Genomic DNA, 22,628 nt, shown 5'->3' with positions numbered 1-22,628 from the left:
TGAACAACAGAGGGCGCCACGGCGCCCTCTGTTTTTTTGACCGTGGCCGTAGGCTCAGGGGGCGGGCAGGGTCTGGGCGCGGCAGAAGGCCAGGAAGCGGCGCAGGGCCGCTGAGTGGAACTTCTGCTTGTGCCAGACGAGGGAGAGCTGACGGGGGAAGGTCTGGCTCGGGGTGAGCGCCACCAGACGGCCGCTGTGCAGGCGATCGGAGACAGCGAGGCGGGAGATAAAGGAGATGCCGAGCCCCTTCTCCACCGCCAGCATCACCGCCTCCAGGGTGTTGAGCTCCAGCCCCGCCTGCCAGCGCGGCAATTTGGGCTGGATCTGCTGCTCGAACTGCTCGCGGCTTCCTGACTGGGGCTCGCGCAGTACCCAGGTCTCGCCTGCGAGCAGGGAAAGTGGCAGCTCCAGCTGCCCGGCCAGGGGGTGCTGGGGCGGGGCTATGATCAGCATCTCGTCTTCGAGCCAGGGCTCGCTCACCAGATCCGGGTGATGGTTTTCCCCCTCGATGAGGGCCAGGTCCAGCTCGAAGTGGGCGAGGGCGTGGCACAAGAGGTGGGTGTTGGCGATGGTCACCCTGGGGGCGGATCCCAGCTCCTGGGCGCCCCCCGCCAGCAGGCTGGGCAGCAGGTAGTTGCCTATGGTCTGGCTGGCTCCCAGGCGCAGCTGGCCGCTCGGCTCGGCGTCCGGGCCAAACAGCTGCTCTATCTCCTCCATCCGGGTCAGCAGCTCCTCGGCGGCCGGTTGCAGCAGCCGTCCCTCGCTGTTGAGTTGAAGTCTCGGATGAACCCGATCGAACAGCGGGGTGGCGAGCTGGCGCTCCAGCTCCTGCAACGACTGGGAGACGGCCCCCTTGCTGAGGCAGAGCTCGCTGGCCGCGCCCCCCAGGTTGCCGTGGCGGGCGATGGTGGCGAACACCTTGAGTTGTTGCAGGGTCAGCTTCATGTCGTTTAATTTTCCTAAACGCTTAGTTCAATTCATTTAGATATCGTAAACGATAGACCCTCTTTATCCTATGCACATCGTCATCAACAAGAGGGTACCAGTCATGATCGCACGCACCCGTCGCTCCCTTGCCGCCGCCCCGACCCCCATGGCCGGGCTGGCACTCGGGATCGCCAGCCTCGGCTGGTGTTGGGAAAATGCCGGTCAGTTCGATGGCCGCCTGCAACTGCTGGGGGCCGCCATCGCCGCCGTGCTGCTCCTCGTCCTCACCTTCAAGTTCCTGCTGCACCCGCGTCTGCTGTGGCAGGATCTCGCCCACCCCGTGGTGGGCAGCGTGGTGCCCACCTATGCCATGGGGACCATGGTGGTCTCCAAGGCGGTGGGGCTGCTGGCCCCGACCCTGGGCCAGGGGCTCTGGCTGTTTGCGGTGATCATTCACCTGGTGTTCCTCGCCACCTTCGTCTGGCACAGGGCAAAGGCGTTTGAGATCCACCACATGGTGCCGAGCTGGTTCGTGCCGCCGGTGGGGATCATCGTCGCCGACGTTGCCTATCCCGGTGGCCCCTTCGCCGCCCTGGCCAATGGCCTGCTCTGGTTCGGCATGGCCTGCTATGGTCTGATGCTGCCGCTGATGCTCTATCGCCTCATCTTCAGCCACGAGGTGCCGGATGCCGCCAAGCCCACCATCGCCATCCTGGCGGCCCCTGCCAGCCTGTCGCTCGCCGGCTACCTCACCGTGAGCCAGGATCCGTCGCTGCTGCTGGTGGCCGTGCTGCTGGGGATAGCCGTGCTGATGACAGGCATCATCTACCTGGCCTTCATCAAGCTGCTGCGCCTGCCGTTCTCGCCGGGCTATGCCGCCTTCACCTTCCCCCTGGTGATAGGGGCCACCGCCCTGTTCAAGGTGGGTCAGCTGCTGTCGCAGTGGCCAGAGGCGGCCCACTATGCGGCGCAGATCAACCAGCTGGCCTATCTGGAACTCGGTGCGGCGACTCTGATCGTCGGTTATGTGGCGCTGCGCTACCTGATGTTCTTCCTGCCCCTTGGCCAGGTCGACATGCTGGAGCAGCCCCTGCGCCGCTAAGGTCGCAGCCGGTCTCGACCAAGAGCAGACCCCGCCTGGCGGGGTCTGTTGCATCCGGCGCCGGTACAAGGGGTGAGCAGCGTCCACTGCCTGGGGATCAGGGGGCGCTGTCAATCCGTGAAAAGGCTCAAATTGTCGCTCGTTCAGGCGATATTAAGGTGGTTTTCACTGGTATTACCTGTCAGGATTGCCGCAATTGCCCACTTCTACTGTTTGATAGTACCCATGTCCTCCCAAGATCCCGTGTTTGACTCCGCATTCCAGACCCGTTTGCTGCACCCGCGTTACTGGGTGAGCTGGCTTGCCCTCGGCGTGCTCGGCGTGCTCGCCTATGTGCCGCCCCGTTGGCGCGACAAGCTGGCCGACGCCCTGGCGCCCCTGGTGCTCAAGATCTCGAAAAAGCAGGTCTATATCGCCAGAACCAACCTCGCCATCTGCTTCAAGGAGCAGAGCGAGGCAGAGCGGGACGCCATACTGATGACCTCGATCCGGGTCGGCCTCAAGAGCCTGCTGGGGTTTGGCGAGTTCACGGTGCGCAGCCCCGACTACCTGATGAAGCGCATCCAGGTGAGCGGATGGGAACACATCGAGGCCGAGCAGGCCGCCGGCCGCCCGGTGATCCTGGTGGTGCCCCACAGCTGGCCCATCGATGCGGCGGGCTACTACTTCTCCCAGCGGGGCCTGCCCATGTGCACCATGATGAAGAGCGCCCGCAACCCGGTGTTCGACTGGCATATCAACCGCGAGCGGGCCAAGAATGGCTGCCGCGTCTATGAGCGCAGCGCCGGCATCAAGCCGGTGATCAAGGCGGTGAAATCCGGCCTTAGCTTCTTCTACCTGCCGGATCAGGATCATGGCCGCGAGGCCAGCCTGTTCGTGCCCTTCTTCAAGCATCCCAAGGCGACCCTGCCGGCCCTGCCACGGCTGGTCAAGCTGACCGGTGCCCGCGCCGTGCCCGTGCTGGCCTGCTATGACGAGGCGGCGCACTGCTACCGGCTGGAGATAGAGGCCCCCTTCGCCGATTACCCGAGCGAGGATCTGGTGGCCGACACCTGCCGCATGAACGACAGCGTGGAGCGGCAGCTGACCCGCCATCCGGGCCAGTACATGTGGTTCCTCAAGATCTTCGATACCCGCGAGGATCAGGAGGGGGAAGACGGCCTCTACGAAGAGGGGATAAGGCGCATCCGCAAGGGACTCAGCCCTCATTCCTGAACCGCAACTTAATGCGTGTTTATAAGTGGCCCCATGTGGGCCACTTTTTATTTCTAACTAGTCTGATCAGTGACTTGGAAACCCGGCTTGGGGGATCCCGGGTAGAAAAAATTGTCAGGATCACTAAAATGACGGTCTGTTTTGATGATTCGATGGCGACCATGTCCGCACAAGATCCGGTGTTTGACACCTCCTTTCATCTGCGTCTGCTGCACCCCCGTCTGTGGGGCAGCTGGCTGGCGCTTGCCCTGCTCTCCCTGCTGGCCTGCATCCCGGCCAGCTACAGAGACAAGCTGGCCGATGCCCTGGCCCCCCTGCTGCTGCGCTTCTCCAGGAAGCAGGCCTACATCGCCGAGACCAACCTCAAGATCTGTTTCCCCACCCTTGACGCGGTCGGGCGCGAGCGGCTGCTGCTCAAGTCCATCCGGGTCGGCCTCAAGACCTTCATGGGCTTTGGCGAGCTCACCTGGCGCAGCCCCGCCTTCCTGAAAGGACGCATCAAGGTGCGTGGCTGGGAGCATATAGAGGCCGAGCTGGCCGCCGGGCGCCCCATGATCTTCGTGGTGCCCCACACCTGGGCGGTGGACATGATAGGCCGCTACCTGACCGATGAGGGGGTGCCCCTGTGCACCATGATGAAGAGCCCCAAGGATGCGGTGTTCGACTGGTACATCAACCGCGAGCGCAGCAAGGGCGGGCGTGTCTATGAGCGCAGCGTCGGCATCAAGCCCGCCATCAAGGCCCTGCGCAGCGGCGACAGCTTCTTCTATCTGCCGGATCAGGATCACGGCCGGGAGGCGAGCATCTTCGTGCCCTTCTTCGGCCACCCCAAGGCGACCCTGCCGGCCCTGCCCAAGCTGGTCAAGCTGACCGGCGCCCGGGCGGTGCCCATCCTGGCCTGCTATGACGAGGATCTGGGGTGTTACCGGCTCGAGGTGGAGCCGCCGTTCGACCCTTATCCCACCCAGGATCTGGAGGCGGACGTCAACGCCATGAACCGCATGGTGGAGCAGCAGCTTGGCAGCTTCCCCGAGCAGTACATGTGGTTCCTCAAGATTTTCGAGACCCAGGCGGATAACGAAGGGGAGGATGGCCTCTACGAGGAGGGGATCCGGCGCATCCGCCAGGGGCTGCCCCCGGAGCCTTGAACCACAGGGCTCCCTTGCGGGTCGTTTTGACAGCCAGGGAGAGGCGGCTGGCGCAAGGCACACCAGGCCACCCCCGGCAAGGGGCCGGTGGGGGACCAAAGCGGGGCCCTGTCTGGCCTCCCGCCACGCGCAAACAAGGTGCAAACAAGGTGCAAATAAGGTAAAAGGGCGGTCATGAAAATTCCAAATCGAATCCAACCTCTGGTTGATGACGGCCTGGTCGACGATGTCATCAGCCGGCTGATGAGCGGCAAAGAAGCCGACGTCTATGTGGTGCGCTGCGGCGACGAGATCCGCTGCGCCAAAGTCTATAAGGAAGCCTCCAAGCGCAGCTTCAAGCAGGCCGTGGTCTATCAGGAAGGGCGCAAGGTGCGGGGCAGCCGCGATGCCCGCGCCATGGAGAAGGGCTCCAAGTACGGTCGCAAGCAGCACGAAGAGGTGTGGCAGAACACCGAGGTGGACGCCCTGTTCAAGCTGGCCGCCGCCGGCGTGCGGGTGCCGACCCCCTATGTCTGCCTGGACGGCGTCCTGCTGATGGAGCTCATCACAGACGCCGACGGCAACGTGGCGCCCCGCCTCAACGATGTGGCGCTCTCGGCCGAGCAGGCGCTCATCGATCATGGCAAGGTGATCCGCTACGTGGTGCGCATGCTCTGCGCCGGCCTCATCCACGGGGATCTCTCCGAGTTCAACGTGCTGGTGGATGCAGAGGGCCCCGTCATCATCGATCTGCCCCAGGTGGTGGATGCCGCCGCCAACAACCAGGCCAGGGCCATGCTGGAGCGGGACGTCAACAACATGCGTAACTACTACGGCATGTATGCGCCCGAGCTGCTCAAGACCCGTTATGCCAGAGAGATGTGGGCCCTGTTCGAAGATGGCAAGCTCGGCCCGGAAACCGAGCTGACCGGCCTGTTCGAGGAGAGCACCGAGGCCATCGACATCGATGCCGTGCTGCACGAGATCGAGAGCGCGGAAGAGGAGGCGATGGAGCGTCGGGCCAGGCTGAAGGCCGAGCAGGAAGAGGAGTTCTGATGCGAACTTGAGGTGTTCCCTCTACCTACGCTCTCTGTGTCAGGGTACTGGCCTTTAGCAGGCTGGTTGTGGAAGGGCACTGCAATGACGAGGGGCAATGTGCCCCTCTTTGTTTAAGCGCCGGGCCCAGCCGGGAGCCATGGACGCCACTTAACCAGCTGGGTCAGTAAGTCAGCCGATGGGCGCGGCGTGCAACCACAAACACCAGCGTACACAAGACGATCGGCACCAGAAAATCCAGCACACTCCCCAGTTCCCAGACTCTGGGATCGAATCCACCCCACCAGGGCATGTTGACCCTCCGCCCCTGTCCGAACAGTGCTATCCACCTGTATTCCGCCTGTGTCTGCTCTCGTGCCACAAACCATATGCACCCAATGAGGCCGCCATATCCCCAGTGCCCCAGACGATATCCGATCAGAGCCTGTATCGAGACCGCTGCGCTGGCGTGATAGAAGGGAGATAAATCCATAAACAGTCCTTGGTGCTCACCGAGAGAGCCCGCCACCTGCTTTGTGAAACGGCCTGTGCCAATGCGGGTAAGCGGGTCTGCGGGCTGCCTTTTGTAGATATATGTCGTTACGGCCAGTCTGTCTCGCCGGGATCAGAGCCCGGCCAGGGGCGGGGCGATGAGACGGGGGCCGGGGTAACCTGTCACCTCACCGAAGCGGGGATGGCCGCTCTCCCAATCCAGGGCGGCGGTGCGAATGGCGTCTCTGTCAAAGCTCACGAAGTTCCACCAGATCTGCAGCGGCTGTGACAGGGGCTCGCCGCCGATCAGCAGCACGCGGGCGCCCTTCGCCAGCTCGATCTCCAGGCTCTGCTCTCCCGGCGGCAGATAGAGCAGCTGTTCGGCGGCGAGGGGCTCTTTGGCGATGCTCACCTGACCCTGCAGGGCGAAGAGTCCGTGCTCGAAGGCCGGGTCGAGGGACAGCCGCATCCGCTGTGCCTCACCGGCGTGCAGATCCAGCCCCAGTATGGGGGAAAAGCGCAGGGTGGGGGCACTGCGCCCCTGATAGTCACCGATGAGCAGGGTGAAACTGACCTCCGCCTCCTGCCAGCGCGGCAGTGTGGGGTAGTGATCGAAGCGGGGTTGGGTCTCCTGATGCGCATGTGGCAGTGCTATCCAGAGCTGGGCGGCATGCAGGTCGGGGTGGCCGGCCAGGGACTCCTCGGTGTGGGCTATGCCGCGCCCGGCGGTCATCAGATTGACCTGGCCCGGGCGGATCACCTGCTCGCTGCCGAGGCTGTCACGGTGCAAAATCTCCCCCGCCAGCATCCAGGTGAAGGTCTGCAGGGCGATGTGGGGATGGGGCCCCACGTCCAGCCCGGGGGCGTCGGGGGCGAAGCGGGTCGGCCCTATGTGATCGAGAAAGCACCAGGGGCCTATGGTGCGCCGCTCCTTGACCGGGAGGGCGCGGGCCACCGGGATCCCGCCCACGTCGGTGAGGCGGGAGGAAATGCGTTGCCACTGTTGCGTCATGTCGTGCTCCTTGCTGGGCGGTGATCCTGCTGCATCAGGATAGTCTATCCCTCGCGCTCGCCGAGAGGGATGGGTCAGGGCTAGCGGCGGCGGCCGCCACCGAAGCTGCGCATGGGGGTGAAGCCAGGCCTTATCGCCGGTCTGACGGTGGGGGCGCGCACCGGGGGGGTCATGGTGCGGGGAAGGTGCGGTCTGGTATCCACCCTGGGCTGGGTCCCGGGGGTCAAGATGCCGTTATTTGTCTTGGGCAGGGTGGAGGGGATCAAAAGGCCGTTCTCGGCCCTGGGGAGAGTACCGACTCTGTAGTCCAGTGGTGAGCGCGGGCCCTTGTCCGGGTTGCTGACGCTGGGTCTGCTTTGCCGGTTGTCGCGCAGCGCCTGTTGCTGCTCCGGCGTCATGGCATTCCAGCGGCCCGCCAACTCCCCCCGCAGGGCGGCCACATCGGGCTGGCCATGGCTCTCCTGCCAGTCCTGATACTTCTCCTTGATCTCCTGTTGGCGCTCAGGATCGAGCCCGCTCCACCACTTCTTGATCAGCTCGTCAAAATCCCCCTGGTTGTCGCAGCACCAGGGGTAGTAGTCATTCCAATAGCCGTAGTAGTCGTCATACCACCAGTAAGAGGCGCCATAGTGACTGCCGTAATAGCCACCAGAGCCAACTCCCACGCTGGCGCCTGAGGAGGAGGTGTTGCTGCAGCCAGCAAGGCCCAGGGCCAGCAGGGGAATGAGGAAGGCGATGCGCATGATGCTCCCGGTGCCACGAAAGGACGCAATGGACGGATGATATCCTGACTATGCACCAATCCGGCCGCGGATGGCAGACCCAACCCCCATCAGGCGCAGGGTAGCGAGGATCTCCCCGGCATCGAGGTCAGGAGAGGTTGTGGTGGGGCGTAGATTACACCTTGCTGCGTGGTCCCGCAGGCTCGTAGCCAGCCATCCGGGTCAAATCGTGCCACCTGATAGAGCGACAATCCCGCCTCGGCACAGTCGACCATATAACGGCGCCAGGTAGCATTCGAAACGGGTCGGTTCTGGTTGGTGCTGCATCTTGATGGTGGTGTCGGCCATTTAATCGGCTGCCACGATCGGCAATGCCATGACGCAGGCCTCCCGGCCCAGGTGGGTCAGCAGACGGCGCACATCGTCGAGGCGGATGAGCAGGGTGGCGGTATTGACCAGCGGGTGGCACTGCACCTGCTCGGCCTGCCAGATACGCTCGTCCACCACCAGCTCCACGGCATGCTCGCTATCGCGCACCATGGCGAGCAGGGTGACCGAACCCGGGGTGAGGCCGAGCACTGCCTCGAGCCGTTCGGGGGAGCCAAAGCTCAGCCGCTTGACCCCGAGCCGTGCCGCCAGCGCCTTGAGATCGACCCGGCTCTCCTCCGGACTCACCACCAGAAACAGCCGCTCGCTTTTCGGATCGCGCAAAAAGAGGTTCTTGGTCTTGGCAGCGGGCAGGTCGGGCAGCAGCCTGCTCGCCTCCTCGCAGGTGAAAACGGGGGGATGATCGATACGCTGGTAGGGGATGGCGAGCCGATCCAGCAGGGAATAGATTGCCACAGTGACTCCTTTCGTGGGCGAAGCGCAGTAATAAAGGGGTTGATGGGGATGACGACGGGATCGAGCTTACCAGTTTGACTCAGGCCCCGCAGCCTAGGGTGACGATTGCGAGCAGGCACTGTATGAACGTACAATAGTCCCATCCCAAGGCCGACCCCTATTGCCCATGACCGCGACCCAGCCCCCCGTTCCCGCCACCCCGCCCCTCGACGGCTTTATCCTGACCCGTCATGGTCGGGACGTGCAGGGCCGTACCGAGATAGTGATGTGGCTCTGGAGCGACCAGGGGCCGGTGCGGGTGGTGGTGCCGGGACAGGAGCCGGTCTTCTTCCTGCCACAGAGCCATATGACCGAGGCCGCCGAGTTGTTCAAGGGCGCCGGGGTGAGGGGGCGGTTTCGCCGCCTGCCGATGCATACCTTCGATGGTCGCCCCGTGGTGGGCTGCTATTTTGCCACCCTGAGCGCCTTTCACCGCGCCATCGAGCTGCTGCTCATTCGCGGGCTGGAGCACTTCGAGTCTGATATCCGGCTGCCGGAGCGCTTCCTGATGGAGCGCTTCATCACCGCTGGCGTGCGCTTCGATGGCCAGGCGGTGAAGAAGGGGGGCAGGCAGGGCTACTGGGAGGTGAATGAGGCACGCTGCGCACCCCAGGCGGTGACGCCGATCCTCTCCTGGGTGTCGCTGGACGTGGAGTGCGCCATGGACGGGGCCCTCTTCTCTGTGGGGCTCTATAGCCGTGAGGATGCGCGGGTCATCATGATAGGCACCCCCGAGGCGGATGCCGACAGCTGGGGTACCCAGGTCGAGTGGGTGGCGGACGAGAACGCCTTGCTCGGCGCGCTGGAGAGCTGGTTCCAGCGGCACGACCCGGATCTGGTGATCGGCTGGAACGTGGTGAACTTCGACTTTCGCCTGCTGCTGCGCCGCGCCGAGCTGGGCAAGCGCCGCCTGCGGCTCGGGCGGGGGCGGGAGCTCTGCTTCTGGCGCTCGTCGCGCAACGACCCCCAGACCGGCAACGTCATCATACCGGGGCGCATGGTGCTGGACGGCATCGATACCCTGAAAAGCGCCACCTGGCAGTTTGCCAGCTACAGCCTGGATGCGGTGGCGAGCGAACTGCTCGGTCGCGGCAAGGACATCGAGGACGTGGCCAATCGGGGGGAGAAGATCACCGAGTTGTTCCACTCCGACAAGGAGGCGCTGGCCCGCTACAACCTGGAAGACTGCAAGCTGGTGTGGGAGATCTTCGATTACTGCCACCTCATCCCCTTCGCCATAGAGCGGGCCTCCCTCACCGGTCTCGAGCTCGACAGGGTGGGGGGCTCGGTGGCGGCCTTTACCAACCTCTATCTGCCGCGGCTCCATCGTGGCGGCTACGTGGCTCCCAATCTGCCCGCTGACGGTGGGCTGGCGAGCCCCGGCGGCTATGTGATGGACTCCAAACCCGGTCTCTATCGCCATGTGCTGGTGCTCGATTTCAAGAGCCTGTACCCCAGCATCATCCGCACCTTCTGCATCGATCCCATGGGGCTGGTGGAGGGGTTGCAGCACCCGGAACAGGCCATTCCCGGCTTTCGCGGCGCCCTGTTCTCCCGCGAGCGGCACTTCCTGCCGGATCTCATCGCCACCCTCTGGGCGGCGCGGGACAGGGCCAAGGCGGCCAGCAACAAGGCGCTCTCCCAGGCCATCAAGATCATCATGAACTCCTTCTACGGCGTGCTGGGCTCGGGGGGCTGCCGCTTCTACGATCCCAGGCTGGCGTCATCGATCACCCTGCGCGGTCACAGCATCATGCAGCAGACCCGGGAGTGGATAGAGGCGAAGGGGTTCGAGGTGATCTATGGCGACACCGACTCCACCTTCGTTCACCTGAACAGGGAGACCAGCCCGCAGCAGGCCGAACAGATAGGCCGCGAGCTGGCCGCCATGATCAACGACAACTGGACGGCGCTGATCAGGCGCGAGTTCGATCTGCCCTGTTATCTCGAGATCGAATACGAGACCCACTACCGCCGCTTCCTGATGCCCACCATCCGCGGGCTGGAGAAGGGGAGCAAGAAGCGTTATGCCGGCCTGGTCGGCGGCGAGGGGCAGGCCGGATCTGAGCAGCTGGTGTTCAAGGGGCTCGAGTCGGTGCGCACCGACTGGACCATGCTGGCCAAGCAGTTTCAGACCCGGCTCTATGAGCTGGTGTTTCACGACGAAGATCCCAGCGGCTATGTGCGCACCATGGTGGATGAGACCCGGGCCGGCTTGCACGACGATCTGCTCATCTATCGCAAGCGGCTGCGCCAAAAACTCGAGGAGTATCAGAAGAACGTGCCCCCCCACGTGCGGGCGGCGCGGCTGGCGGACGAGGAGAACCTGCGCCGCGGCCAGCCCCAGCGCTATCAGCACAGGGGCAGCATCGCCTATCTGATGACCCTCAACGGCCCCGAGCCGCTGGAGTACCGACGCAGCGCCATCGACTACGAGCACTACATCGACAAGCAGCTGAGGCCCATCGCCGACGCCATACTGCCCTTCATCGGCGAGTCGTTCGACCGGATCTGCGGCCAGCAGCTGGATCTCTTCTAGCGAGGCAGTGACCGCAGCCGGGGCTGACCCCGATCGGGATGATCGGGAGGGCAGGGCAAAGGCAGAATGCAAAAAGCCCGCTCGATGAGCGGGCTTTTCTAATTTGGTGCGTCCTAGTGGATTCGAACCACCGACCCCCACCATGTCAAGGTGATGCTCTAACCAGCTGAGCTAAGGACGCAGGGTGCGCAATGCGGCTTTTTCATTTGCCAGAAGTGGTGGGTTTAATTGGATTCGAACCAACGACCCCTACCATGTCAAGGTAGTGCTCTAACCAACTGAGCTATAAACCCACATCTGGAATATCTGTATTTTTTTCAATAATGAATGGTGCGTCCTAGTGGATTCGAACCACCGACCCCCACCATGTCAAGGTGATGCTCTAACCAGCTGAGCTAAGGACGCATAATCAGTGTTCTGTAATGGTGCGTCCTAGTGGATTCGAACCACCGACCCCCACCATGTCAAGGTGGTGCTCTAACCAGCTGAGCTAAGGACGCATCACAGAATAAGTGGTGGGTTTAATTGGATTCGAACCAACGACCCCTACCATGTCAAGGTAGTGCTCTAACCAACTGAGCTATAAACCCACTCGATGAAATGAATTCGAACCAGCGACACGATCTTCACCATGCCAAGGTCATGCTCCGACCAACCGAGCGACAAACCCACTTCACTACGCCAGCACTGCTGACGTGGTCGGCATACTACCCATGCCCCCCAAGGCTGTCAACAAGGGACATGCACAAAGGAGACTGTTTGCCCAGTTCTTGCGCAGCCTGTTGATTTTGCAGGCGAGCCGCTCGATTGAGCGGCGCTGTTGGCCCTTTATTGGGCCCGGGAAAGGGTAGTGCAGGCCTCGGGACTCGCGAAGCGACCATAGATGAATTTCAGCCTTGCACCCAGCATCAGGGCGGCGCCGGTCAGGCCGACGATGAAGCCTATCCAGAAGCCCTGGGGCCCCATGCGCGGCACCACCCAGTCGGTCAGCCCCAGGATCATGCCGGTGGGCAGCCCCAGTCCCCAGTAGGCGACGATGGTGACGTAGAAGATGGCCTTGGTGTCCTTGTAGCCACGCAAAGCCGCGGCCGCCACCACCTGCACCGAGTCCGAGACCTGATAAATGGCGGCGAAGAACAACAAGGTAGCAGCGAGGGTGATCACCTGGATGTCATCGGTGTAGATCCCCGCGATATGCTCGCGCAGCAATACCGTCAGGGCGGCGGTACCGGCGGCCACCGCCATGCCCAGCATCAGGCCGGTACGGGCGGCGACGCGGGCGTGCTCCGGCTGGCCTTCCCCTATGCTGTGGCCGACTCTGATGGTCACGCCCACGCCGATGGAGAGCGGCAGCATAAACACCAGGCTGGAGAAGTTCAGGGCTATCTGGTGGCTCGCCACCGTCTCGGCGCCGAAGGGGGCCAGCATCAGGGCCACCACGGTAAACAGGGTCACCTCGCAGAAGATGGCCATGGCAATGGGGAAGCCTAAGCGAAACAGGCGCCAGATCCGGCTGCCGTTGGGGCGCGCGAGCTGGGCGAACAAATTGATCTTCTTGAAGTGGGGGGAGAGCTTCACGTAGGCGATCATCGCCAGCAGCATGGCCCAGAGCACGATGGCGGTGGCCACGCCGCAGCCGACACCGCCGAGCTTGGGCATGCCGAAGTGGCCGTGAATGAAGATGTAGTTGGCGGGGATGTTGACCGCCAGTCCCACGAAGCCAATCACCATGGTGGGCATGGTGTGGGAGAGCCCCTCGCTGAAGTTGCGCAGCACCTGGAACAGCACGAAGGCGGGCAAGCCCCACAGGATGGCGTGCAGATAACCGGCGGTCTTCTCCGCCATCACCGGATCCACATCCATGAATTGCAGCGCCAGCGGGCTGAAGTAGAGCGCCAGCATGGCGATGGGGGTCACCATCAGCGCCAGCCAGAAGCCCTGGTGCACGGCCGGGCGGATCTCGTCCCGCTTGCGGGCCCCGTTGAGCTGGGAAACGATGGGGGTGAGCGCCATGATGATGCCCTGCACCAGCAAGATGATCGGCAGCCAGAAGCTGGAGGCGACCGACACGGCGGCGAGATCCACGGCGCTGACCTGTCCCGCCATCACGGTATCGACGAAGTTCATGGCGATCTGGGCCACCTGGGCCACCAGTATGGGGCTGGCTAGACGAACGAGCTGCTTCGCCTCGGTCCAATAACGTTGCACTGACACCTCCGAGTGGATCAGATAAAAGAGAAAAGAACGGGTAAATGAGGGGGGCTTTTATCTCCTGCCGGGAGGAGACAAAACGCGGGGGTGTCATTCTAGCCTGAAAATCCGCCAACGGGGAAGGTTGGCGGCGCATTTCTACCCTGGATCAGACGTCCTCGTGATCGCTGATCAGCAGGTTGGCGGCGGCGTAGGCGGCCTGCTCGCGCAGATCCGCGGGCACCCTATCGTCGCTCGCCACGGCGTTGAGCGCCCTTATGCTGGCGGCGATGGCCTGGGGCACATAGCCCTGCTCACCGGAGCCTATCTGGTTGTAGGCGATGCGAATGGCCTCACAGCATTGATATACCTGCATTTTTGTTTCCTCGTTAAGCCTGGATTGAATGGGCTCACTATAACGATCGGGGCCTCCCTTGTCAGCCGGCACGCTTGTCTTGCACTGTGGCCGGGGGTAACCTGCCGACAATTTTGTTACAGCGTGGAGACGAGACATGTTCACCGGCATAGTACAGGGGACCGCCGAACTGGTGGCCATCGAAGAGCTGCCCAACTTTCGCACCCATGTGATCCGCATGCCGAGCCCGGCCTGGGGCGAGGGGCTGGCACTCGGCGCCTCCGTGGCCCACAACGGCTGCTGCCTGACGGTCACCCGCATCGAGGGGGAGCTGGTCAGCTTCGATCTGATGCAGGAGACCCTGCGCCTGACCAACCTCGGCTCGCTGGCTGTAGGGGACAAGGTCAATGTGGAGCGGGCTGCCCGCTTTGGGGACGAGATTGGCGGCCATGCCATGTCCGGCCACATCATGGGCACGGCCGAGGTGAGCGCCGTCATCGACAGCCCCAACAATCGCCAGCTGTGGTACCGCCTCGCCCCCGCGCTCATGAAATACGTGCTGACCAAGGGCTATATCGGCATCGACGGCATCAGCCTGACCGTGGGCGAGGTGCGCGGCAATGAGTTCTGCGTCAACCTGATCCCCGAGACCCTGGCCCGCACCAACCTGGGTTGGGTCAAGGCGGGCTGGCAGACCAACATAGAAATCGATCCCCAGACCCAGGCCATCGTCGACACCGTGGAGCGGGTGCTGGCGGCGCGCCAGCTGGCCTGATCCGCCGGCTTGTACACCCCGATCTCAAAAAGGGCCCGTATCATGCGGGCCCTGTTCGATCCGGTGAATGTAAGGTGAGACGAGGCACCAGTCACGGCAGGACGTCATGCCGTGATGGGTCTGTCCCCCGCGACCTTTCCGCGACTCGGCGATGACAGCGCCAAAAAAAGAAGCCCATCGAGATGACGGGCTCAAAGGAATGAGCAGAAGAACCATGTGGCGGGGATAAACGCCATCCCCAGTGTGGCAGCCAAATTATTGGTCTGCCGTGGCTGATGGCGCCTGAGCGTCACAGATTGGCCGAAGGATGGAACCGGGCCTACACTTCCTGTGTCTGGCACATCCATGAGCCGACAACCATCACATAAGCGACAAGGCCCCTTGGCGAACTTCAGGATGATTTGAGGTTCTCCGAGGGGCTTTTCTGTATGGGTTGATGTGCCGCGAAGCGGGAAGCGGAGGGGCCCAGGCATCTGGGAAGAAGCAAGCAGGGTATGGGCGGCATGGCGTCGCCCCAGTCCTCCTCGCTTGCCTGGTCATCGAGAGGCAATCAGAACATCTGCTCGTCGTCCGCATCCACGAAGAGTTGCAAGCAGTCGCGTGCTTCATCCCGGTGCAACCGCAGGTGGATCGGATTGCAACAGGCCATGCAGTCCTCGTAGAACTCCTGATCCCCCTGGCTGGCATCCAGCTCGACCCGGGTGTGGTGGCCGCAGTGGGGGCAGACGATGCGCTTGCTGGTGTACTCGATCATGGTGACCTCCTAGGGCCGACTGGCCGCCTCTTTCCCTGATTCTAGTCGGCAAGAGTCGGCCCAACCGCGAGCGGGCGCACGTTTATGACAGGGTTTAGGGGATGCGCCTAGCCCCGAACGTCTGACCCGGCGCACCACTGGCCCCGTGCGGATTCACTCCACCCAGCGGGCCAGCATGTCTGCATCCAGCTCGGCGAGCGAACGCAGCTGGTGATCGGCGATGGCCAGACGGGGGTCACCCACCAGCGCCGGGTCCGGCACTATCAGCGCCTGCATGGACGCCGCCTTGGCCGCCAGCAGGCCGGTGAAGCTGTCCTCGATGGCCAGACAGTGCACAGGTTCGACGCCCAGCTTCTCGGCGGCGTGGATATAGACGTCCGGGTGGGGTTTGCCAAAGCGCTCCACCTCGGCGGAGTGGACCGCCATGAAGCGATCCTGGATGCCGAGTTTGCCGAGCACCGCCTCCACCATGGTGAAGGGGGAAGAGGTGGCTAGGCCAATCTTGAGGCCACGGGCCTCGATGAGGGAGAGGGCCTCCAGCACGCCCTCCTTGGCCTGACCTTCCTGCAGGATGAGCGCTATCACCTGATCCAGGATGCGTTGCACCACCTCTTCCTGGGTCGGGCCGCACCAGGGGCGCAGGCGATACCAGTGGGCCACCAGCTGATCGATGCGCACCCCTATGGTGGAGTTGCAGTCTTCCTCGGTATGGGGATGACCCAGCTCGGAGAAGACGGCCATCTGTGCCCGTTGCCAAAAGGGTTCCGAGTCGATCAGAACGCCATCCATATCGAAGATCACGGCAGTTAACATCTTGTACTCCTGACATAGGTGAAGGGGGGATTATAAGCCCGCTGCCTCAATGGAAAAGGGGCAGAAGTCCGCCCCTTGCGCCGGGTCACGTAGATAAACGTTTGTTTTTACGTGACAAAGAGATCGCTCTAGAAGAGCACCTCGACCCTGGCTGCGACCGCCTTGGCCTTTTCCACCGCCTCTTCGCATTCCTGTCCACGGGCCAGCGCCACCCCGAGACGGCGGCGACCGGCGATCTCGGGCTTGCCAAAGAGGCGCAGCTGAGCGCCCGGCACCAGGGCCAGGGCCTCGCCAACCCCCTGATAGCGGATATCCTGGCTGTGGCCATCGCGCAGCACCACGGCGGAGGCACTCGGCCCGAACTGGGTGATGGTGCCGACCGGCAGCCCCAGGATGGCGCGCACGTGCAGGGCGAACTCGGAGAGATCCTGGGAGATCAGGGTCACCATGCCGGTGTCGTGGGGGCGGGGAGAAACCTCGCTGAACCAGACGTCGTCACCCTTGATGAACAGCTCCACCCCGAACAGGCCATGGCCACCCAGGGCCTCGACCACCTTGGCGGCGACCTCCTTGGCGCGGGCCAGCGCCAACTCGCTCATCGCCTGGGGCTGCCAGGATTCACGGTAGTCACCGTCTTCCTGACGATGGCCTATGGGATCGCAGAAGTGGATGCCGTCCACGGCGCGCACTGTGAGCAAGGTTATCTCGTACTCGAAGGGGACGAAGCCTTCGACAATTACCTTGCCACGGCCGGCGCGGCCCCCCTCCTGGGCATAGGTCCAGCTCTCGTCCAGCTTGGCAAGATCCCGCAGCAGGCTCTGGCCCTTGCCGGAGGAGCTCATCACCGGTTTCACCACGCAGGGCAGGCCGATGGCCTCGACGGCTGCAACGAACTCCTCCTTGCTCTGGGCGAAGCGGTAGGAGGAGGTGGGGAGGCCCAGTTCTTCGGCGGCGAGCCGGCGGATCCCCTCCCGGTTCATGGTGAGCTGGGTGGCGCGGGCGTTGGGCACTATCCTGACCCCTTCCTGCTCAAGCTCTGCCAGGGTATCGGTGGCGATGGCCTCAATCTCGGGGATGATGAGGTCGGGCTTGACTTCATTGACCAGGGCGCGCAGGGCGCTACCGTCGAGCATGTCCAGCACATGGGCGGCGTGGGCGACCTGCATGGCGGGGGCATGGGCGTAGCGGTCGGCGGCGATCACTTCTATGCCAAGGCGTTGCAGCTCGATGGCGACTTCCTTGCCGAGTTCGCCTGAGCCGAGCAGCAGGGCACGGGTGGCGCCGGGGCGGGTGGCGGTTCCAAACATCTGATCTCTCCTGATGTCCATGGTCAGGGTTGCTGACCCGAGTGAGTAAAAAAAGAGGCACGCATGGCGTACCTCAGGAAACGGATTTGTGGGCGCGCTGCTCCAGATGGGTCAGCAGTGTGATGGCGCCTATGATGATGGCGGCGCCGAGCCACAATCGGCCGGGAGGCGCCCAGCCAAACACCAGCCAGCCCGCCAACACGTTCATGGGCAGCTTGGCGAAGTCAAAGGGTTGCACGAAGGAGGCTTCGGCCACGCTGTAGGCGCGGGCGATGGACATCTGCGCCAGGGCCGACAGCACCCCGGAGACCGCCACCAGCAGCCACTGGATCTCGCTTGGCCACTGCCATTCTGGCAGGGCCAGCATGGCGTTGAAGGGGGTGCTGAAGATGAGCAGGTAGACCACTATGGTGTGGGACGATTCGCTCGCCGCCTGATAGCGCACCAGCAGGGAGTAACCGGCCCAGAACAGGGCGGCCGCCACCGGCAGCAGGGAGGCCCAGCTGAAGTCATCGGTCCAGGGAGCCAGGATCAGCATGGCCCCGACAAAGCCCGCCAGGGTGGCCAGGATGCGTGCCCGGCTCACCTGCTCCTTGAGCAGCAAGGCGGAGCCGAGGGTGGCGAACAGGGGGGAGGTCATCAAGAGCGCTATGCCCTGCCAGATGGGCACGGGCACCGCCAGGGCCCAGAGCCAGAACTGGATGCCGATGACCGCCAGGGCGACCCGCAGCAGGTGCAGCCGCAGCTGGTTGGTCATCAGGGATTGGCGCAGGCCGTGGCGGATGAGCCAGGGCAGCAGGCAGATCAGGGCGACCAGGTACTGGTGAAAGGCGACCTGGGTCGAGGGGAGGCCGAGCTTGAAGCTGACAAACTGGCTCAGGCTGTTGACGGCGGCAAAGCAGAGGCCTGCCACCATCATCCAGACTGCACCGGCAAAGGGGGAGTGCCTGCGGGAGGGTGCCATGGGATCCGGGTCACTTAAAAAAAGTGCGGCGGATCATAACGGCAATCGTTTGTTCTGCCAAGGCCGGGGTGCTTGGTGAATACCTCGCTGGCGACTAAGTGCACAAGCATCAAAATATTTGAATAACTTGAGCATCTATTTTCGCTATCCGCCTTGAACTTCAATCTTTATAGTGATCTCCATCGACAGCACAGCTGTTCAACCGACAACCAAATGGAGTTTCACCATGGCCAATATCCTCGTTCTCAAGTCCAGCATCCTGGGCCAGTATTCCCAATCCAACGCCCTGATCGACGGCTACCTGGCCGAGCGCCAGGGTGATACTGTCACCGTGCGTGATCTGGCGACCCTGAATCTGCCGGTGCTCGACGGCGAGCTGGCCATGGGCCTGCGCGGTGGCGAAAACCTCAACGAGCGTCAGCTGGCCGTGCTGGCCCAGTCCGATGAGCTGGTGGCCGAGCTCAAGGCGAGCGATCTGGTGATCATCGCGGCCCCCATGTACAACTTCAACATCCCGACCCAGCTGAAGAACTGGATCGATCTGGTGGCCCGTGCCGGCGTCACCTTCCGCTACACCGAGACCGGCCCGGTCGGCCTGGTGGAGAACACCCGCGCCCTGGTGGTCAGCCCCCGCGGCGGCCTGCACCTGGGTAACCCCACCGATCTGGTGACCCCCTACATGCGCACCGTGCTGGGCTTCATCGGCATCAGCGAGGTGGACTTCATCTACGCCGAGGGCATGGGCATGGGTCCCGAGGCACAGGCCAAGGGCATAGAGCAGGCCAAGGAGCAGCTGGAAACCCTGGCATACTGATGCCGTGACCTCACCCAGGTCCAGAAACAACAACGCAGCCATCAGGCTGCGTTGTTGTTTTCAGATGGCGGACGCCACTCTTCAATCCCAGATGAAGCGACGGCAGCCGCTGCCGACCAGCAGGCAGACCGCCACCAGGGATCCCAGCAGCAGGCTGCTGAGCCACTGCTCGGCACTCTGGGGCAGATGAGGGGAGAAGAGGCCGATCGTGAAGAGGGCGCTGATGATGATCAGGCTGGTCTGTCGGGTCAGGATCATGGTGTCGTCCTTGGCTGATGGTGAGCAAATTAAGGCTAACCGCCGTCTGTGACAGCCTGATGTATCCATACCTCAGGCCCGGGTCCAGCGGGGTTGCCTCTCACCTTAGCAGTTTTTGCCGCCACGGCCAGCGCCACGAGACAGCTTGTGATCCGGATCCCTATCTGAACTGCTTTTGATCAGGCTGGTAGTGGAAATCGCCGCCGGCCAGCCGTGCAATCAGGGCCTCCTTGTCGAGATCCTGCGCCCGGCAGAGATCGTCCAGATCGGTGTAATGATCACGAAGCTGCATGTTGACTAGGCTCAGCAGCATGTTGATGTCCATGGTGGCAAAGCGGGTCAGTGTCATGATTGTTGCTCGTTGTCCAGTAGGTGGAGTTGTTCGATGGCGTCGCTCACGCTTTGCAGGTGCAGCCGTATGCTCTGGCGCGCCTCGGCAGGCAGATAGTCGGTGAGGGTGTGCTGCCAGCTGCCCGCTTCGGTCTTGAGCTGCTGGAACAGGGTGAGCCCCGCCGGGGTGAAGGAGACCAGACTGATGCGCTTGTCCTGGGCGCTGCTCTCGGTGAACAGTATGCCCTTCTCCACCAGGCGGTGGATCTCGCGGGAGATCCGCACCTTGTCCATCCCGCTCGCCTCCACCAGCTCTTTCTGGCTGATGGGGTAGTGGGGGCCAAGCACCATCATCAGGCGCCATTGGGGCACCGTCAGCTGGTACCGCTGCTGGTAAAACTGTTCAAAGGTATCGCGCACCATTTCAGCGGCATGGACCAGCTGATAGGGGGGGTAGTGCGCGAGCAGCTCTATGATCTTCGACATATGACATCCTGCTGTGGCGGCTGCATCGGGTGCAGTTTCTCTTGATACTTTGACCTTGATGATACGTAACACAAGGGCATTTGTCTGAACGGGCACCAGAAAAATGTGCGTTTGCGCACGTGTTGCGTCACGGATTCGGCAACCAGGGTCTCAACTGGCCTTGCTGTTTACACTTTTACGCAGCCAGATCAAGGCATTATGAGCAAGCCAGGCCTCGCGGCTCTGGAGCGCATAGAGCGCGGCCTCGTCGCGGCTCCCCCCCTGCCAGTGGCGGGGCTCCTGCTTGGGCAGCCTGCGCTGGCCCAGCAGGGTGGCGGGCACATGGGGGTTGGCGCCAAGGGCGGCGGCCAGATGGGGCAGCGCCGCCTGCTCGCCTTCGGTGGCAAACACCATCAGCGCCTTGTTGTAGAGCAGCCAGCAGGAGGCTTCATTGAAGCGCAGCAGCAGGCCCTGCAGGGCGGCCCAATCCCCTTGCCAGGCATAGAGGCTGGAGAGGGGATGGCGACAGCCCGGCTCGTCGGCCAGGCACAGGTCGAGCAGGGTCAGGTATGCATCGCGCGCCTGCTCCTGTTGTCCCAGTCGCAGCAGGCAATCGGCCCGGCCCGCCTGGGCCGCGATCAGCGGACGGGCCTCGGGGGCGCTCCAGCCGCAGCCTGCGTGCTGTTGCCAGAAGGCTTCGTCGAACAGGGGGCTGGCATCGGCAATGATGCGGTCGAACCAGGGGAGGCGGGCGAGGGGATCGCGGCACTGCGCCGCCTGCTCGAACCACTGCCGCCACTGGCGGCTCTGTTCGTTGTCGAGAAGGGGTTCTTCTTCATGTAGTGCCTCATCCTGATCCAGGGTCAGCAGGAGGTTGAGGGCCGTCTTCATCTGCTGGCGCTGACGCTTGCAAAAATCCAGGAAGGGCAGCTCGCTGGCCGCGGCCTGGTGCAGCATCCGGGCCATGGGTCTGTCACGGAACAGGCAGAGCTCGGCCACCAGGCTGAAGCGGTGGCGGGTGGCGGGATCGTTCAGATCCGTCGGCGTGGGCCAGCGGGCCACCCCCTGACTGAAGCCGTAGCTCCACTGGCCGAGGGGGTGGCGCTGCTCGAATACCTGCTCCGGGGTCTCGTTAGAGAGCCGGCACTGGCTCGGCAGGGCCAGCTGGGCGTCATCGGCCTGGGCCTCCAGCTCGGCGATCAGGTGATGCAGCGCCTCGGCACTCTTCTCGTCAAGCTCGGCGTCATGGGGCAGCAGCCCGGCCAGGGGATCTTGCCAGTCAGGGGCGGTCGGCCCCGTCAGGCGGGCGCAGAGAAAGCCGTGCAGGGCCGGGTAACTCATGTCCTGCTGGCTGTGGCTCTGGATCCATTGATTGAGATGACGGGTACGAGTGGCTGGGTTCATCGACGCTTCCTCCGGATTTGACGGCCGCGAAGTCTACCTAAAAGTGGGGTTATTTGCAGCCAAGGGGCGACCGAGTGCTGATAATATCGCCAGTACGGGGTCGCCCCGAGGTGAAAATCCTGCGCGGGGGCGGGCAAGGGACTAGGTCCTGTCACGGCTCTGGGGTAACATGCGCGCCTGCATGAAAAACCTGAGCCCTTGCCCTCCCTCAGTCGACGACAGGGGCGATGCGCATTATTAGGGGCCATGAATTGCAGGCCCATCCGGATATTGAAAGAAGAGATCACCATGTTACAGATTGGCAAGATGAACACCCTCACCGTAGTCGAGCTCGAAGATCGTGGCGCCTGGCTGGCCGCGGGGGAATATGGCGAGCTGCTGTTGCCCAAGCGTCAGCTGCCGGAAGGCGTCGCCGAAGATGGCGAGGTGTCCGTCTTTCTCTATCTGGACGCGGATTGCGAGCCGGTGATCACCACCGACAAGCCCTTTGCCATGGTGGGTGACATTGTCGGCCTCAAGGTGGTCAACGCCAACAAGATCGGCGCCTTCCTCGACTGGGGCATGAAAAAGGATCTGTTCGTGCCAAGCCGCGAGCAGAACAAGCCGATGCAGGTGGGCCATGTCTATCTGGTGCACCTGATGCTGGACAACGAGGGACGCATGGTGGGCACCAGCCGCCTCGAGCGCTTCCTGCGCGTCGATCCCCCCTTCAAGGCCGGTGACGAGGTGACTGCGTTGCCCGGGGAACACACTCCCCTCGGCATCAAGGCCGTGGTCAATGGTCAGTACTCCGGCATGCTGTTCAAGAACGAGGTGTTCGGCCGCCTGATGACGGGCCGACCGCTGACCGCCTGGGTCAAGCAGGTCCGTGAGGATGGCAAGCTGGATCTGACCCTGCAAAAACCGGGGCAGGATCGGATGGATGATGCCGGCGGCCGTATTCTCACCCGCCTGCAGAAGCAGGGCGGCAGCCTGGCGGTGGGGGACAAGAGCGAGCCCGAGCTCATCTACAAGATGTTCAACATGAGCAAGGGCACCTTCAAGAAGGCCATCGGCGGGCTCTACAAGCAGGGCAAGATCGTCATCGAAGACAACTGCATCACGCTGGTTGCAGCAGAGACCGGCTCGGCCCAGGACGGCGAATAA

At 63.1% G+C, this 22,628-nt stretch carries 23 protein-coding genes and 5 tRNA genes; 8 read left to right on the top strand and 20 right to left on the bottom strand.

Going from position 1 to position 22,628, the window contains the following annotated elements:
* Window positions 1-54 precede the first annotated feature (54 nt).
* Window positions 55-945, bottom strand: a complete 891-nt coding sequence (locus tag WIR04_RS11125) for a LysR substrate-binding domain-containing protein (RefSeq protein ID WP_338886888.1) — start codon at window positions 943-945, stop codon at window positions 55-57.
* A 103-nt stretch (window positions 946-1,048) separates the two neighbouring features.
* Between WIR04_RS11125 and WIR04_RS11120 the strand changes: the two genes are divergently transcribed.
* The 4 genes from WIR04_RS11120 (at window position 1,049) to WIR04_RS11105 (ending at window position 5,427) form a co-directional block, all read left to right on the top strand.
* Complete coding sequence (locus WIR04_RS11120; protein ID WP_338886886.1) at window positions 1,049-2,029, top strand: TDT family transporter; 981 nt, start codon at window positions 1,049-1,051, stop codon at window positions 2,027-2,029.
* A gap of 225 nt (window positions 2,030-2,254) precedes the next feature.
* Window positions 2,255-3,244 carry a lauroyl-Kdo(2)-lipid IV(A) myristoyltransferase gene (gene lpxM / locus WIR04_RS11115; protein ID WP_338886884.1) on the top strand — a complete coding sequence of 330 codons (990 nt, stop codon included), beginning with the start codon at window positions 2,255-2,257 and terminating at the stop codon, window positions 3,242-3,244.
* A gap of 152 nt (window positions 3,245-3,396) precedes the next feature.
* Window positions 3,397-4,392: a lauroyl-Kdo(2)-lipid IV(A) myristoyltransferase gene (locus WIR04_RS11110; protein ID WP_338892542.1), complete on the top strand. Its 996-nt coding sequence runs from the start codon at window positions 3,397-3,399 to the stop codon at window positions 4,390-4,392.
* A gap of 174 nt (window positions 4,393-4,566) precedes the next feature.
* On the top strand, window positions 4,567-5,427 hold the full coding sequence (locus tag WIR04_RS11105) for a PA4780 family RIO1-like protein kinase (RefSeq protein ID WP_025326870.1): 861 nt from the start codon (window positions 4,567-4,569) through the stop codon (window positions 5,425-5,427).
* A 163-nt stretch (window positions 5,428-5,590) separates the two neighbouring features.
* On the opposite strand, the gene WIR04_RS11100 is transcribed toward WIR04_RS11105, so the two are convergent.
* The 4 genes from WIR04_RS11100 to WIR04_RS11085 all read right to left on the bottom strand — a co-directional run bounded on the left by WIR04_RS11100 (window position 5,591) and on the right by WIR04_RS11085 (window position 8,475).
* Window positions 5,591-5,899 carry a hypothetical protein gene (locus WIR04_RS11100; protein ID WP_338886882.1) on the bottom strand — a complete coding sequence of 103 codons (309 nt, stop codon included), beginning with the start codon at window positions 5,897-5,899 and terminating at the stop codon, window positions 5,591-5,593.
* A gap of 132 nt (window positions 5,900-6,031) precedes the next feature.
* Window positions 6,032-6,910: a pirin family protein gene (locus WIR04_RS11095; protein ID WP_338886880.1), complete on the bottom strand. Its 879-nt coding sequence runs from the start codon at window positions 6,908-6,910 to the stop codon at window positions 6,032-6,034.
* An 80-nt stretch (window positions 6,911-6,990) separates the two neighbouring features.
* Window positions 6,991-7,653, bottom strand: coding sequence for a hypothetical protein (locus WIR04_RS11090; RefSeq protein WP_338886879.1), 663 nt, complete (start codon window positions 7,651-7,653; stop codon window positions 6,991-6,993).
* Between the two features lie 327 nt (window positions 7,654-7,980).
* Complete coding sequence (locus WIR04_RS11085; protein ID WP_106886878.1) at window positions 7,981-8,475, bottom strand: prolyl-tRNA synthetase associated domain-containing protein; 495 nt, start codon at window positions 8,473-8,475, stop codon at window positions 7,981-7,983.
* Window positions 8,476-8,641: 166 nt separating this feature from the next.
* Here WIR04_RS11085 and WIR04_RS11080 point away from each other — a divergent pair, with 166 nt between their 5' ends.
* On the top strand, window positions 8,642-11,053 hold the full coding sequence (locus tag WIR04_RS11080) for a DNA polymerase II (RefSeq protein ID WP_338886875.1): 2,412 nt from the start codon (window positions 8,642-8,644) through the stop codon (window positions 11,051-11,053).
* A gap of 104 nt (window positions 11,054-11,157) precedes the next feature.
* Here the strand turns inward: WIR04_RS11080 and WIR04_RS11075 are convergent.
* The 7 genes from WIR04_RS11075 to WIR04_RS11045 form a co-directional block, all read right to left on the bottom strand.
* Window positions 11,158-11,234 (bottom strand) — tRNA-Val (locus tag WIR04_RS11075).
* Window positions 11,235-11,269: 35 nt separating this feature from the next.
* Window positions 11,270-11,346, bottom strand: a tRNA-Val gene (locus WIR04_RS11070).
* A gap of 35 nt (window positions 11,347-11,381) precedes the next feature.
* A tRNA-Val gene (locus tag WIR04_RS11065) sits at window positions 11,382-11,458 on the bottom strand.
* Between the two features lie 18 nt (window positions 11,459-11,476).
* Window positions 11,477-11,553 (bottom strand) — tRNA-Val (locus WIR04_RS11060).
* A 13-nt stretch (window positions 11,554-11,566) separates the two neighbouring features.
* Window positions 11,567-11,643: transfer RNA gene (locus WIR04_RS11055), tRNA-Val, on the bottom strand.
* A gap of 238 nt (window positions 11,644-11,881) precedes the next feature.
* A complete protein-coding gene (locus WIR04_RS11050) occupies window positions 11,882-13,261 on the bottom strand; it encodes an MATE family efflux transporter (RefSeq protein ID WP_338886873.1) in 1,380 nt (459 codons plus the stop codon).
* Window positions 13,262-13,412: 151 nt separating this feature from the next.
* Window positions 13,413-13,619, bottom strand: a complete 207-nt coding sequence (locus WIR04_RS11045; RefSeq protein WP_338886871.1) for a YaeP family protein — start codon at window positions 13,617-13,619, stop codon at window positions 13,413-13,415.
* A 136-nt stretch (window positions 13,620-13,755) separates the two neighbouring features.
* Here WIR04_RS11045 and WIR04_RS11040 point away from each other — a divergent pair, with 136 nt between their 5' ends.
* Entirely contained in the window at window positions 13,756-14,373 is a 618-nt protein-coding gene (locus WIR04_RS11040; protein ID WP_338886869.1) for a riboflavin synthase subunit alpha, read from the top strand.
* Between the two features lie 550 nt (window positions 14,374-14,923).
* On the opposite strand, the gene WIR04_RS11035 is transcribed toward WIR04_RS11040, so the two are convergent.
* From WIR04_RS11035 to WIR04_RS11020, 4 genes are all read right to left on the bottom strand, one after another.
* Complete coding sequence (locus WIR04_RS11035; protein ID WP_005301298.1) at window positions 14,924-15,127, bottom strand: CPXCG motif-containing cysteine-rich protein; 204 nt, start codon at window positions 15,125-15,127, stop codon at window positions 14,924-14,926.
* A 153-nt stretch (window positions 15,128-15,280) separates the two neighbouring features.
* On the bottom strand, window positions 15,281-15,940 hold the full coding sequence (hxpB, locus tag WIR04_RS11030; RefSeq protein ID WP_338886867.1) for a hexitol phosphatase HxpB: 660 nt from the start codon (window positions 15,938-15,940) through the stop codon (window positions 15,281-15,283).
* A 128-nt stretch (window positions 15,941-16,068) separates the two neighbouring features.
* Entirely contained in the window at window positions 16,069-17,247 is a 1,179-nt protein-coding gene (gene purT, locus WIR04_RS11025; RefSeq protein WP_338886865.1) for a formate-dependent phosphoribosylglycinamide formyltransferase, read from the bottom strand.
* 73 nt (window positions 17,248-17,320) lie between these two features.
* Window positions 17,321-18,211, bottom strand: a complete 891-nt coding sequence (locus WIR04_RS11020) for a DMT family transporter (RefSeq protein WP_338886863.1) — start codon at window positions 18,209-18,211, stop codon at window positions 17,321-17,323.
* Window positions 18,212-18,437: 226 nt separating this feature from the next.
* Here WIR04_RS11020 and WIR04_RS11015 point away from each other — a divergent pair, with 226 nt between their 5' ends.
* Window positions 18,438-19,025, top strand: coding sequence for an FMN-dependent NADH-azoreductase (locus tag WIR04_RS11015; protein WP_338886861.1), 588 nt, complete (start codon window positions 18,438-18,440; stop codon window positions 19,023-19,025).
* 81 nt (window positions 19,026-19,106) lie between these two features.
* On the opposite strand, the gene WIR04_RS11010 is transcribed toward WIR04_RS11015, so the two are convergent.
* The 4 genes from WIR04_RS11010 to WIR04_RS10995 all read right to left on the bottom strand — a co-directional run bounded on the left by WIR04_RS11010 (window position 19,107) and on the right by WIR04_RS10995 (window position 21,482).
* Window positions 19,107-19,283: a hypothetical protein gene (locus tag WIR04_RS11010; RefSeq protein ID WP_080675125.1), complete on the bottom strand. Its 177-nt coding sequence runs from the start codon at window positions 19,281-19,283 to the stop codon at window positions 19,107-19,109.
* Between the two features lie 160 nt (window positions 19,284-19,443).
* Window positions 19,444-19,632 (bottom strand): DUF4250 domain-containing protein, encoded by a 189-nt coding sequence (locus WIR04_RS11005; RefSeq protein ID WP_338886858.1) that lies wholly within the window; start codon window positions 19,630-19,632, stop codon window positions 19,444-19,446.
* Entirely contained in the window at window positions 19,629-20,099 is a 471-nt protein-coding gene (locus WIR04_RS11000; protein WP_338886856.1) for a MarR family winged helix-turn-helix transcriptional regulator, read from the bottom strand. Before WIR04_RS11000 ends, WIR04_RS11005 begins: the two co-directional genes overlap by 4 nt.
* A 150-nt stretch (window positions 20,100-20,249) precedes the next feature.
* Window positions 20,250-21,482, bottom strand: a complete 1,233-nt coding sequence (locus WIR04_RS10995; protein WP_338886854.1) for a UPF0149 family protein — start codon at window positions 21,480-21,482, stop codon at window positions 20,250-20,252.
* Window positions 21,483-21,752: 270 nt separating this feature from the next.
* Between WIR04_RS10995 and WIR04_RS10990 the strand changes: the two genes are divergently transcribed.
* On the top strand, window positions 21,753-22,628 hold the full coding sequence (locus tag WIR04_RS10990) for a CvfB family protein (protein ID WP_025326882.1): 876 nt from the start codon (window positions 21,753-21,755) through the stop codon (window positions 22,626-22,628).

It is taken from the genome of Aeromonas rivipollensis (genome assembly GCF_037811135.1).
Taxonomy (GTDB): domain Bacteria; phylum Pseudomonadota; class Gammaproteobacteria; order Enterobacterales; family Aeromonadaceae; genus Aeromonas; species Aeromonas rivipollensis.
This window is presented reverse-complemented; position numbering and strand designations above follow the sequence as displayed.